The following is a 13,285-nucleotide window of genomic DNA, read 5'->3' as shown; positions in this document are numbered from 1 at the left end:
TTACTTTGTTTGCAACCGTCTAACGTGATTAAAATATCATGAAAAAAGGCCGATTAATTGTGATGACAGGCCCTAGTGGGGTCGGAAAAGGAACATTGGTTCGTTCCCTATTAAAAGATCATCCTGAACTCCATTTATCCGTTTCTGTTACCACTCGTTCTCCCCGCGAGGGTGAAATCCATGGACAAGAATACTATTTTGTTGATCGTGTTCATTTTCAAAACATGATCGAAGCAGGAGAATTATTAGAATGGGCTGAATTTGCCGGGAATTGTTATGGAACTCCCTTAATAGCAGTTAAGGAAAAAATTGAGGCGGGAATATCGGTTTTATTAGAGATTGAGTTAGAAGGTGCTCGACAAATTCGTTCCACTTTTCCCTCAGCTTTACGGATTTTTATTATGCCCCCTTCTATTGATGAATTAGAACGGCGTTTACGCGGTAGAGGTCAGGATTCTGAAGATGCCATTCGACGGCGTTTAATGCGAGCTAGATCGGAAATGGACGCGGCTAATGAGTTTGATTTTGAAGTGATTAATGATGATTTGGATTTTGCCTTAAAACGCCTAGAATCCGTGTTATATTCTGCTGTTTAATCCCAAAAATATGCCCCAGGAAGACCCGCTCAAACCCGATTCTTTAAATGTGATGGCAAGGGATATCAAATCGGCTGAATCCTATGCAAATTTAGGGCGTTTGCATGATCAGCAAGAACAATGGCAAGCCGCGATCGCCAATTATCGTCAGGCGATCCAATTAAATCCCCATTGTTCTTGGTTTTATCACCATTTAGCGGATGTTTTTTTGAAACAAGAACAATGGCAAGATGCCATTATTAATTATCGCTATGCAATTGAACTTAATCCTGATTTTTCCTGGTCTTATCATAATTTAGGCAATGGATTATTAAAATTAAAACATTGGGAAGAAGCGGTTCATGTTTATCGAAAAGCGATTCAATTAAACCCCCATTTTCATTGGTCATATTGTAATTTAGCAGATGTTTTATTTCAGCAAAAAAAATGGAATTTAGCGATTATTAATTATTGGAAAAGTTTGGTGATTCTGCATCAAACCAATCAAGAACAGGATTTTGTATTAATTGCGACTAAATTAGGGGAAGTCCTAGAATATCATTTACCTGAAAAGTTTGATTTAGCGATCGCTCATTATCAAAAAGTGATTCAAAATCAGCAACAGTATCCTGAATATCAAAGTATTATTCAATTTTTAAGTCAAAATCAAAGCGCGTGGCTGAAAATTGCCGATTTTTTCCAACAAAAACATCTGATCAATGCCGCTTTAATACTATATAAAATGGCGATAGAATTTTATCCTGATCAAATTTTTATTTCAGAAAATTTTAATACTCTATTGCAGAAAAAAAACGACTTAGAAGCAGCAATTCATTTACAACATCAAAATATTGATAAAACTTCCCAAAAATGGTCTAAATATGATCAAGGTCTAACAACTGATATCAGTACCAATAATTTTGATATTCCCTTAGCAACCTATCAACAACTAGAACCCTTTATTTTTAGTACCGATATTGATTTTGACTTAAACCAATTAGATCAACTCTTTGAAGCCGTCAATTGGATGACTAGGGATCACAAACACATGAAAATCGCCCTAGAACACAGTTTTTTAGTCGTCACCCTGTGGTTTGTTACCCCCACCCAAAAACAATTAATCGGGTTTACTCGGGCTGTTTCCGATCATGTTTATAACGCGACTCTTTGGGATGTGGCGATTCATCCTAAGTTTCAAAATCAAGGATTAGGAAAGTCTTTAATTCAGTATACCTTAGAACAGCTACAATTGCAAAATATTGAAAATATTACATTATTTGCCGGGAATAAAGCGGTTAATTTCTATCATAGTTTGGGGTTTATTACTGACCCGAATGGGATTAAAGGAATGTTTTGGGTTTCATGTTAATTAAGGGATAAAAAGACAACCACAAAGACAAGAAAAAATGTCTATTAAAGTTGATAGTGCTACAGTGCTATAGTGTGTATAAATCAGTTGTATAAATGTCTTAAAATACCATTGATTGTATATGCCAATTGTTTTGATCTAATTATGACCTATAATAGATTTAAGTAACTATCCTCAAAAACCGATGAAATACAATGATCTCATCACGATTGAACCCGGAAAACGCAGTGGTAAGCCTTGTATTCGAGGAATGCGAATCACTGTTTACGATATCCTAGAGTATCTAGCCAGTGGTATGACAGAGACAGAAATTTTAGAAGATTTTTCAGAACTAACATCAGAAGATATCAAAGCTTGCCTTGCCTTTGCAGCCGAACGGGAAAGATAATTTTGACACTATAATTCAATTTGGCAATAGCGAAGTAGAAAGCATATTGGTATTAGCTTAGTCTAATCGCATACCGCTATAATTTTAATCTTAACTTACACTTTTTACTCTGCAATGAAAATTTGCTCAACAGTTAAATTAAGATCGGGCAATAGCTGAGAAATAATCCTTTGTTGACCTATAAAAATAGTATTCTGATAACTTCCATTTATCAACAAATTAACAATAACTTGCTCCGTTAAAGGATCAATAATCCAATATTCAGAAATCCCAAACTCCGCATATTCAGTCATCTTTTTAATATAATCTCGGTTTTCGTTATCTTCCCCAGGACTCACAACTTCTACTACTAATAAAGCCGGAACTTCCAGAATTGCTGATTTTTTAAATTGTCGTAACTGTCGCCAATCTTCCCCTTGAATAATAGCAATATCTGGTTGTCGGGAGCGACTTAATCTAGTTCGTATCCCCACATCTCCCTGTTTTACTTTTAAGTCTAACCCTAGTCTTTTTACCTCAGCTTTGAAGGTATCATAGAGCAATTCAACAATATCAGAATGAATCGGACTTGCAGGTGTCATCGGAATTAACACCCCATCTTCAAGTTCATAACAATTATCTGTTCCGTCATTATAAGTTAAATATTCTTCAAACGTTAATTTTACAGGGGTTTGAGTCATGTTGTTACCTCAACTTTGTAACATCCCTTTGCTATTCATTATTAAGTATAACATTGTTGGACTTAGGCTCCTCAGTGCTAAGAGTGCTAAAGCCCAACAATAAACTATCTTCTGATTAATTTTTTATTCTTCTTTCTCCATAACGTAATAACATATTAATACTCGCCAAACGATTTGCCCAACTAGAGACTTGATAGGGACGTTCTAAGGCTTGTAAACGCATAGAAGTTTGGAATTGTTTTTGGAAAGTTGCTAACTTTTGTTGAGCGATTCCTAAAGTTTGAGTAGAAGGATTATCCTCTAACTGTTTTAGGGTTTGTGCTAACTCCTCCGCTTGAATACTCAAAGATTTTAATTCCTCATCTCGTATCCAAAGTTGTTCATTTCCTAACAGAAAACTCCATTCTCTTTTTAAGGCTAAATAGCGATCATGCGCCGCAGCAAAGGGCTGGCGATAGGGAATGGGAGGTTGAGTTTTTGAGGAATTATTTTGAGTTCTATGCAAATAGTTTTGGAGATTATTACCAATACTTTCAGCGGCAAAAATTGAATATCCACCTGTTGGTAAATCCCGTAAGGATTGTAATTGATCAATCGCCACAATTTCCGGCAAATTTAATAACTTAATCGAGGGACTAATTAACGCCGACCCTAACCGTTGTTCCTGGGTTAAGGGCTGAGTAATACGTTGTAAACGGTTAGTATCCATTGCATAGGTCATCGGAACAATTAAATCCACATAACCGTTTTTAGCCCAAACTTCCCATTGTTGTTGAATTTTCATAATCCTTTCCTGTTCAGGATTAGAAAACACCGCCACCGATAAAATAACATTAGGTTTTTGTTGCTTCAAAAATTGCGAAACTTCTGCGACAAAAGATGTCACCTGTTGGGTTTTAAATTGTAGCCATTGATTCCACAATTGATTATTCTTGGGAGTAATATTAACCGGATCAACTCCTGTTAATTGTTGGAATTGTTCCCGTCCAGCTTTCCCATATCCATAGGTGTAACTACCGCTTGGATCTTGGAACGGATAGCGAATATAATCTAACTGCAACCCATCGACATTATAGGCGGTAATTTCATTAATTAAACGCATTAAATAAGCCCTAGCTTCTCGGTTGGCTGGGTCGAGATAAACTTTGTGATCGCGGGGATTTCTTAACTCCCCATAATTGTTAATATTGATCCAATCAGGATGGGCTTGAATTACCGGACTTAAAAAACTACTTGGTTGTCCTAAAAGTTGATTATGGCGATCATTTCCCACCGCAAAAACCCAGATCCAAGCGTGTAATTCCATACCCCGTTGGTGAGCTAATTTCACCGCCGCTTCTAAGGGGTTCCAACCCTGTATTAAGGGGTTTTGCGCGGGCGCAACTCGACTGGGATAAATTGGATAACCCGCATTAATTGTTTCAAAATAAACCGTATTAATTCCCGCCGCCGCTAACCGATCAAAAACCTGCGCCAGTCCCGCCTCATTTCTGGCTTTAACAATGGTTCCTCTGTCTAACCAAACCGCCCGAATTTCTGCCCCTAATCGTTCTCCTTCTGTGGGATAATGTTGCCATAATTGTTGACGAGTTTCTAACCATTGTTGGCGAGCTTCCATCCAATTTTGTTGAGCGACTAATTGGGGAAAATTCTTAATTAATTCTCTGGCTTTGGTAATAATTTGATCGGATTTTTTAAAGTTTGCACTGGCTAGACTTCCTCCGGTTCCTGCGATTAATTGAGTGGATGCGACTTGTAAATTAATCGGAATATTACCGGAATTTGAGGCAATTAAAGCATTTTCAAAACGTCCCAATAAATCTATTAATTCCTGACGCATTGCGATCGCCGTTAATTCCTCAATGGCTTGATTTCCGGGCTGCACTTCTAAGCCCGCCGGGGCCGTTTGTTCGGAAGGGTCAATAAAACTACTGGGAACGCTTGGAGTATTGGGCAATGTCCGAGTCGCCGTTAAGCTAGGAGCGGGGGGCGTAGTTGAACGGGGGGGGGAAACCGCAGCCTGGGGAACTATCACAGGTGTCACCGGACGAGGAGCGGGGACAGCAGCCGTTGGCCGTACCCTCGGTGTGGTGGGTTGGGGCAGGGGTACGGGAAGGGGTATAGAAGCCGAACGAGCGACTGTTGGGGGCATTGTAGGAGCCGGACGGGTGGCTGCTGTCGGGGTTGGAGGAGCCGGAGGGGTAGCTGTTGGGGGCGGGACGGTTGCCGTGGCGATGGGAGTTGTTGTCGGGTTTCCAGCTAAACCATGACGACTGACCGCCGCTTGTAACCAAGCAATATCAACATCAGGGGAGGATTGATTTCCCCAGCGCCAGCCTAAATAGGTGGCTTTTTGAGTAGTAATAACGGCCGGAGAACTGCCACTAGCTTCCCAAATTCCGGCGGTATAACTTTCTAAGGTAGTGGGAATTAAAACCCCCCCTTCAACGGCGTTAGAATTGGGTTGATTTGGCCCCCAAGTTGTTAGGGAAGGGCAGATAGGATCTTTAGTTCGACAGCGATTTTTAGCGATTTGGGGTTTAGCGGGAACTGTCAGGGGAAAAGCCCAATAGGAACCTAAAATTGATCGCAACAATTGACGAACTAACGGGGTAGATTTTTCTCCGACTGGGCCGCTGGCAATCACCTGTCCGCCTTGTTTTGCCCACTCTTGTAGAACCTTGGCTTGTTCGGTTTTAATAACAGTTATATTAGGGATGAATAAAACTCTAATTCCCTGAAGATCGGCGGGGCTTTTGATATTGTTTAAATCCAGGGTTTGATAAGGGATTCTACTAGCTTTTAACCGTTGTTCAATGCTATTCCATTCTGTGGTTTGTTCGGGTTCACGAATTACGCCCAATGGTTGATTGATTTGGCTTAAGGAAGTTAGGGGAATTGATAATTGTAAGATTGTACTGGCAAGAGTTCCAAGAATAATCTGTTGGAAAAACGTTTGCGATCGCCGTTGAACCATTGGTTTATATTAGTTTTTTAATGATACAATCAATTCAGGTGAACTAGCATAAATAGACAGAATTATCAAGCCTTTTTTTGGGCTAAACCTTGAATTCCGCCGAATTCTCTCTCTTTCCAACTCCACACCTCAAAAATTGGACGAGGATTATAGAAATCTTCAATATTCTACCAGGGATCTGTAGGAGCGGGTTCAAAAAAATCCCGGAAACCCCGTTTCTGATTCCGTGCGGATTTTTTGCTAATGCCAAAAAATTGAGATACAATTATAAAATATTTTTGAATTGTATATTAATAAAAAATAATGAATGACTTAGAACCGACGGTAAAAGAACTCAATAATTTACTAGAACATCATGATCACGAACATTCTAGCCATCCCCATATTCATAGTGAAGAATCTTTGAGAAAGATAGTCAATCGTCTATCTAGGTTAGAGGGACATATTCGAGGTGTCAAAACCATGGTACAGGAAAATCGCCCCTGTCCTGATGTATTAATCCAAATTGCCGCGATTCGAGGAGCTTTAGATCGGGTAGCTAGAATTATTTTAGATGAACATTTGAGTGAATGTGTGGCTCGCGCGGCGCAGGAAGGAAATATTGATGTGGAAATTGAAGCCTTAAAATCAGCATTAGATCGTTTTTTACCCTAAACCCTAAATCAGTCATCAGTCATCAGTTAACAGTCATCAGTTAAGAGTTTATTACCCATTACCCTGTTACTGAGCGAAGTCGAAGTATTACCTATTCGTAATTCGTAATTCGTAATTCTCATTCCCCATTCCCCTAAGTTTAATTATGAAAAATAAGATTATTTTTGGTTTAATTTGGCTTGGATTTACGCTGTATGCGTTTATATTTGCACCACCAGATCAGCCCGAAACTTTGGATTTAATTAAAAATCTGTCAACGGGTAACTGGACGGGAATTAATCCATTAATTATCGCCCTATTTAATATTATGGGAATTTGGCCGTTAATTTATAGCTGTGTTCTATTTATTGATGGACATGGGCAAAAAACGCCGGCTTGGCTATTTGCAACTTTATCCTTTGGGGTAGGTGCTTTTGCGATTTTACCTTACCTGGCTTTACGCCAACCTAACCCTCAATTCTTAGGAAAAAAATCAGGGTTTATCAAAATATTAGATTCTCGAATTACGGGACTATTATTAACAATAGGAACAATTACACTGGTTATTTATGGTTTAACTCAAGGCAATTGGGCGGATTTTATTCAACAGTGGCAAACCAGTCGTTTTATTCATGTTATGAGTCTTGACTTTTTATTATTAAGTCTTCTGTTTCCAGTTTTATTAACAGATGATCGGGCTAGACGAGAAATGAAAAATTCTGTAATATTTGAGTTGGTTAGCTTAATTCCTTTATTTGGGGCACTATTTTATTTAACGACAAGATCACCTTTGAATGCTCAAACTGAGTGATAAGAATTATTTTGATTCCCTGTTCCCTTCTTTAAATCATCAAACTGAGTGATAAGAATTATTTGGCCGATCTTAAAATTCTTACAATATCATCTATAATACACTTCCAATATTCTCAATTGAGTCTATTCTCCGTTTCCCGTTTTCGACAAAACCATGAACAAGCGTCTAGCATCTTGGAATTCCTATTTTCCTCTCATCCTAACTAGCTTTCTGATGAGTGCTTGTGGAGGTGAACCCCAAGCGGCGGCTCCTCCACCCGTCACGGTCAGGTTAGCAACCGTAGGTATGAGTAATGTTAGAGATACCAGCGAATTTAATGCTAGGGTCGAAGGGATTCAAAATGCGGTGATTCAACCCCGGGTGAATGGCTGGGTGAAACAGGTCTTTGTTCGTTTAGGCGATCGCATCTCTCAAAATACCCCCTTAATTGAAATTGACGGACGCCAACAACAGGCGAATTATGAAGGTCAATTAGCCGGGGTTGAGTCTAGGATGGCACAATTAAATAGTGCTAGAGCTAATCTGGACGCCCAACGATCGGAATTGCAGCGAATCCAAGCCCAACTGACTTATCAATCCCAAGAAGCTGATTTACAAGATGCTCAACAAACCCTAGCCGCCGAAAAAAATGAAAAACAGCGATTAGAGTATGAATTAGAATATACCTCCGTCGCGGATGAGCTCAAAACCGCCCAAGAGAATGTGCAGGTAGGGCTTAAAGAACGGGAGCGCCGACGGGCAATTATGGACGAGCGGAAAAAAGCTTATGATCGGTATCAACAACTGTATGAACAAGGAGTGATTTCCTCAGAAATCTACGATCAAAAATTAAGAGACTATCAAGCATCTCAAGCGGATTTTGCGGCTCAAGAACGGGAGATTATGTCCCTCCAGGCAAAAGTTAGAACCGCCCAACAAAACCTAGAACGTCAAATTTCCACCTTAAGCACCCAAATCAAGACCCAACAAAGACGGGTGGATGCTTCTCAAGCCAAAGTTGAAAGTGCCTCGCAGAATTATAGTCGTGAGGTCTCCACCCTCAAGGCTCAAATCGCCAGTCAACAAAAAGTAATTCAAGCTCAAGAAGCCGAAGTACAAAGACTCCAGCGCGATATTGACCAAGCTCGGTCAACGGCAACGGCGGGACAAATAGAATTGGGATATTATCAAATCAATGCTCCGATTGATGGGATAGTCGGGGAGGTACTGGTCAAAGTTGGGGATTTTGTCGATAGTCAAACCACTATTACTACGATCCGACAAAATGATTTATTAGAAGTTAAAATCAATATTCCCATTGAACGCCTCTCTCAAGTTAGAGCCGGAACTTTAGTCGAGCTTAGATCTCAAGAAACCGGAGCATTAATCGGAACTTCCCAGGTCTCCTATATCGCCCCCAGTGCCGGGACAGGAACCCAAACCATTTTAGTCAAAGCCCTTTTCGATAACCGCAATAATCGACTGCGAACCGATCAAATTGTCCGAGCTAAGGTAATTTGGGAACAACAATCAGGAATCACCATTCCCGTCACCTCTATTAGTCGGATTGGGGATCAAAGTTTTGTATTTGTTGCCCAAGAACAAACCCAGGATGGGAAAACTCAATTAATCGCCAAACAAAAACCCGTGCAATTGGGCAGTATCCAAGGTCAGAGCTTTGAAGTCCGCTCAGGTTTAAAAGCCGGAGAAAAAGTGGTGATAGATGGCGTGGTCAAGTTACGAGATGGCACACCCATTACGGATCAAAAACAGCAACCCACCACCGATGCCCCCTCACCGGGAAAACAATAAATTACCTGGTTAATCCCTAATCCCCCACTAACTGCCAACCCCTGAGAAGATTGCTATGCTTCTGTTTGTTCAAACCTTTATTAAACGACCCGTCCTCACGACGGTCTGTAGTATCCTGATTATTTTGATCGGGGCTATCTCGGTTCCCCTACTGCCGATTACCCAACTTCCTAACCTGGCAAATACCCAAATTAGCGTTACCGGGGTTAATATTGGGGCGGATGCGGAAACGACTGAAACCACCGTTACCACCATCATCGAGCGGGAGATTAACGGGGTGGAGGGGATGAAATATATGTCCTCTAGTACGGGCAATAACGGTATCAGTAATATTTCGGTGTTTTTTCCCAACGATGCGGATCGGAATATTGCTCAGGTGAACGTCCAAAACCGAGTGGCCCAAGCCGAATCTAATTTACCCGATGTTGTGAAGCAAACCGGACTCTCGGTTCAAGCCTCATCGCCCAATATTCTCCTCGTGATCGGGTTTTATTCCGCCAAAGATGAAACGGGAAAACCCCTCTACGATCCCACTTTTATTAGTAACTATATTGATCTATTTATTGTTGACCAAATTAGCCGAATTCCTGGGGTGGGTCAGGTTACTATCTTTGGAGAACGGAAATATGCCATGCGACTCTGGCTCGATCCGGCTCGAATGGCCGCCAGGGGATTAACGGCTCAGGATGTGGTCGGGGCTTTACGCGAACAAAATGTCCAAGTCGGGGCGGGAAAAATTGGTCAACAACCCACTCCCCCCGATCAACTATTTGAAATTCCCCTACAGGCCACAAGTCGGCTGCGGGGGGCTGAAGAATTTGAACAACTGGTACTGAAAACCAATAGTGATGGTAGTTTAATTACCATTCGGGATGTAGGAAAGGCGGAGTTAGGGGCGGAAAGCTACGATCTGGCAGCCACCTTTAACGGGGAACCCGCCGCGGGTTTAGGTATTTATCAATTACCTGGAAGTAACGCCTTAGAAACATCGGATCAAATCAAAGCCACGATTGCGGATATGGCCAAAAGTTTCCCGCCGGGACTCGAAAACCGGATTGCTTATGATACGACTTTATTTATTAAAGTGTCCCTTGAGGAAGTGGTGATCAGTTTACTGATGGCCGTTGGCTTAGTGGTGTTGGTGATTTTTATCTTTTTACAGGACTGGCGGGCTACCTTAATCCCCTCCATTGCCATTCCCGTAGCCCTAATCGGGGCGATGGCTGGGTTAAAGGTCTTTGGTTTTGAACTCAATACCTTAACCCTATTTGCTTGTACCTTGGCAACGGGGTTAGTGGTGGACGATGCGATCGTAATTGTAGAAGCCGTCTCGATCAAAATTGAACAGGGGATGAAAGCCCGTCAAGCTGCTTTAGATGCCATGCAGGAACTCACCGGGGCGACCATTGCCACTTCGGTGGTGTTGATGGCCGTATTTATTCCCGTGTCCTTTTTCCCGGGAACCACCGGGGCGATTTATCGGCAATTCGCCATGACGATTATTTTTGCCCTGGTGTTTTCCACTTTTAACGCCCTTTCCTTTTCCCCCAGTATGGCTGGGTTATTACTCCGCCCCAAAGAGGAAAGCCACGGGCCTTTAGGATGGTTTTTTGACCGATTTAATCAAGGTTTTGGTTGGGTACAGGAAGGATACCGTAAATTCATTACCTTTTTAACCCGGATTAATGCCTTAGTTATGGGTGTGTTTGTGGCGGGGTTAGTGGCAACGGTGTTCATGTATCAACTGGTTCCTTCGGGATTTGTTCCCGAAGAAGATCAGGGCTATCTGCTGATTCTATTTCGGACTCCCGATGGGGTGTCCCTCAACTATACTGCTAAAGCCTCGCAGCAAATTGTGGATCGAGTTTTAGCCATTCCTGAAATTGAAAGTGCCTTTGTGGTGCCGGGATTTGGTTTTGAGGGACAAAACCCCAGTCAAGGGATCGCCTTTGTGTTACTCAAACACTGGGAAGAACGCCAGAACCCGGAACAGTCGGTTTATGGGATCTTAAGAAAATTAAATGCGTCTTTACAATCGATTCCTGAAGTTCAAGCCTTCGCGGTGAATGCCCCCCCGGTACAGGGTTTGAGTACCACCGGAGGCTTTGAATTTCAACTCTTAGATACTACGGGGACTTTACCAATTCAATCCTTAGTGGAAAATGGTAATCGTTTAATCGCCGCAGCTAATGCCAATCCGACTTTCGCCGGGGTATTTAGTCAGTTTTCAGCCAGTAAAGCTCAGAAGCGAGTGGAGGTTCTGCGCGATCGCGCCAAAGCCCTAAATGTCAATATTAATGATATCTTTGGCACGCTACAAACCTATTTAGGGTCATCCTATGTGAATGATTTTGTCCTGGGTCAGCGTCAATATCGGGTTTATGCCCAGGCTTCCCCAGAATTTCGCGCTAGACCCGAAGATATTGATCAGTTATATGTGCGTTCCCAAGACGGCGAGATGATTGCCCTGAGTAATTTGGTCAGACTGACAGATTTTGTCGGGCCAGAAACCATTAACCATTTTAATATCTTCCGTTCCATGCTGATTCAAGGCAACCCCGCCCCTGGCTCTAGTACGGGCCAAGCGATCGCCGAGATGGAAAAATTAGCCGCTGAGGTCTTAGACCCCGGTTTTGATTATTCTTGGCAGGGAAGTGCCCTGGAGGAAAAATCCTCCGGGGGTTCGGCAGTTCTAATTTTCGGATTAGCTTTTATTATGGTATTTCTGGTGCTATCGGCCCAGTATGAAAGTTATATTGATCCGACGATTATTATGTTGTCCGTGCCTCTGGCGGTCTTGGGGGCGATGGCCGCGGTTTGGTTCCGGTCAAATGTCCTGATGCAAGGGACGGTCTGGCCGGTGATCACCAATGATGTCTATGTGCAGGTGGCCCTGGTGATGTTGATTGGTTTGGCGTCTAAAAACTCCATTCTGATTGTGGAGTTTGCTAACCAACTGCGAGACAAGGGCCTAAGTATTACCCAGGCCGCAATTCAAGCGGCGGAACAAAGGTTCCGACCGATTCAAATGACGGCGATTTCCAGTTTAATCGGGTTTTGGCCGTTGGTGGTTGCCTCCGGTGCGGGTTCTAGTAGTCGTTGGTCATTGGGAACGGCAATTTTTGGGGGATTGTTAGCGGGAACCGTATTAAGTTTGTTAATTACACCGAACCTGTACATTACGATTAAAACCCTGGAAGCTCGTTTTCTAAAAGGGGAAAAATCCGATAAATCTAATAACAATAAATCGGATAAAAATCAACCTCCTTCTCCACCGGAAGATCCCCATTCCCAAGGTAAAACTTCTGAGACTTTGCCCCCCTCAGATAATGGTTCTATCCAACCCGATACCAGTGAGCCAGTCAATCCTAAATTATCATAAATTATAGCCACTAGGGTTGAATGAGCCTTCAGCCCATAGCCTGTTACCTATTCCCTTTTATATCTACCAAATATGTCAAACGAACCTCTACTACCACAACAACCAAAAGGATCTAAACCTCAATCTCAACCTTTGAGTTTAGATGCTTTATCCGAACGAGTTGAACGCTTAGAACAGAAGTTAGATAAAGCGTTATTATTATTAACGGATATATACCGATACCAAAAATTACGGGATTTTTTAGAAACCGAAAATTGGAAAGCTGCGGATGAGGAAACCACAAGAATTATGTTAGAAATTATGGGAAAAAGTAGCCTGGAAAATATTATTCCTGATGAAGTTATGAATTTTCCCTGTAGTGCATTAAGTCTGCTGGATCAACTGTGGATGAGTTATAGTCAAGGTCGTTTTGGCTTTAGTGTTCAACAGCAAATTTATACTAATTTAGGGGGAACCGATGATATTTCTGATATTGATATGAAAGTTTTACAAGCCATGGAAGCCCAATTTGGATGGAGTGTCAATAATAAATTATTAGATTATGAAGATCTTGATTTTAGTTCAGAAGCTCCTGTGGGGTGTCATCCGTCTGGGTGGTGGCGATCGCCCTACGGCGCGAAAATGGAAGTTTATTTTATTGCCCGTTTAATTAGTTGTGGTGTTGATTGATCTGGAG

General features: G+C 41.8%; 10 protein-coding genes. 8 read left to right on the top strand and 2 right to left on the bottom strand.

The genetic code is table 11. The annotated features are described in order from the left end of the window. Positions 1–38 precede the first annotated feature (38 nt). The 3 genes from gmk (at position 39) to PL9631_RS19230 (ending at position 2,332) form a co-directional block, all read left to right on the top strand. On the top strand, positions 39–596 hold the full coding sequence (gene gmk, locus PL9631_RS19240) for a guanylate kinase (protein ID WP_083622805.1): 558 nt from the start codon (positions 39–41) through the stop codon (positions 594–596). Between the two features lie 10 nt (positions 597–606). Continuing rightward, positions 607–1,944 carry a GNAT family N-acetyltransferase gene (locus tag PL9631_RS19235; protein WP_083622803.1) on the top strand — a complete coding sequence of 446 codons (1,338 nt, stop codon included), beginning with the start codon at positions 607–609 and terminating at the stop codon, positions 1,942–1,944. Positions 1,945–2,128: 184 nt separating this feature from the next. Next, positions 2,129–2,332, top strand: a complete 204-nt coding sequence (locus PL9631_RS19230) for a DUF433 domain-containing protein (protein WP_083622801.1) — start codon at positions 2,129–2,131, stop codon at positions 2,330–2,332. 104 nt (positions 2,333–2,436) lie between these two features. Here PL9631_RS19230 and PL9631_RS19225 read toward each other — a convergent pair whose 3' ends face one another. After that, the gene (locus PL9631_RS19225; RefSeq protein ID WP_083622800.1) at positions 2,437–3,012 is read right to left on the bottom strand and encodes a Uma2 family endonuclease; all 576 of its coding nucleotides are present in this window, start codon (positions 3,010–3,012) and stop codon (positions 2,437–2,439) included. 115 nt (positions 3,013–3,127) lie between these two features. Next, complete coding sequence (locus tag PL9631_RS19220; RefSeq protein ID WP_083622798.1) at positions 3,128–5,989, bottom strand: family 10 glycosylhydrolase; 2,862 nt, start codon at positions 5,987–5,989, stop codon at positions 3,128–3,130. Positions 5,990–6,292: 303 nt separating this feature from the next. On the opposite strand from PL9631_RS19220, the gene PL9631_RS19215 reads away from it, so the two are divergent. The 5 genes from PL9631_RS19215 to PL9631_RS19195 all read left to right on the top strand — a co-directional run bounded on the left by PL9631_RS19215 (position 6,293) and on the right by PL9631_RS19195 (position 13,278). Next, the gene (locus tag PL9631_RS19215; protein WP_083622797.1) at positions 6,293–6,643 is read left to right on the top strand and encodes a metal-sensing transcriptional repressor; all 351 of its coding nucleotides are present in this window, start codon (positions 6,293–6,295) and stop codon (positions 6,641–6,643) included. Between the two features lie 145 nt (positions 6,644–6,788). Then, positions 6,789–7,433 carry a DUF2834 domain-containing protein gene (locus tag PL9631_RS19210; protein ID WP_083622796.1) on the top strand — a complete coding sequence of 215 codons (645 nt, stop codon included), beginning with the start codon at positions 6,789–6,791 and terminating at the stop codon, positions 7,431–7,433. A gap of 156 nt (positions 7,434–7,589) precedes the next feature. Beyond that, positions 7,590–9,227, top strand: a complete 1,638-nt coding sequence (locus PL9631_RS19205) for an efflux RND transporter periplasmic adaptor subunit (protein WP_083622794.1) — start codon at positions 7,590–7,592, stop codon at positions 9,225–9,227. Positions 9,228–9,282: 55 nt separating this feature from the next. Beyond that, on the top strand, positions 9,283–12,609 hold the full coding sequence (locus PL9631_RS19200) for an efflux RND transporter permease subunit (RefSeq protein WP_083622793.1): 3,327 nt from the start codon (positions 9,283–9,285) through the stop codon (positions 12,607–12,609). A gap of 72 nt (positions 12,610–12,681) precedes the next feature. Further along, the gene (locus PL9631_RS19195) at positions 12,682–13,278 is read left to right on the top strand and encodes a GUN4 domain-containing protein (RefSeq protein WP_083622791.1); all 597 of its coding nucleotides are present in this window, start codon (positions 12,682–12,684) and stop codon (positions 13,276–13,278) included. Positions 13,279–13,285 lie beyond the last annotated feature (7 nt).

It is taken from the genome of Planktothrix paucivesiculata PCC 9631 (genome assembly GCF_900009265.2).
In the GTDB taxonomy this organism is placed as follows: domain Bacteria; phylum Cyanobacteriota; class Cyanobacteriia; order Cyanobacteriales; family Microcoleaceae; genus Planktothrix; species Planktothrix paucivesiculata.
Note: the sequence above shows the minus strand (reverse complement) of the source record. Positions and strands in the feature narration are given on the sequence as shown.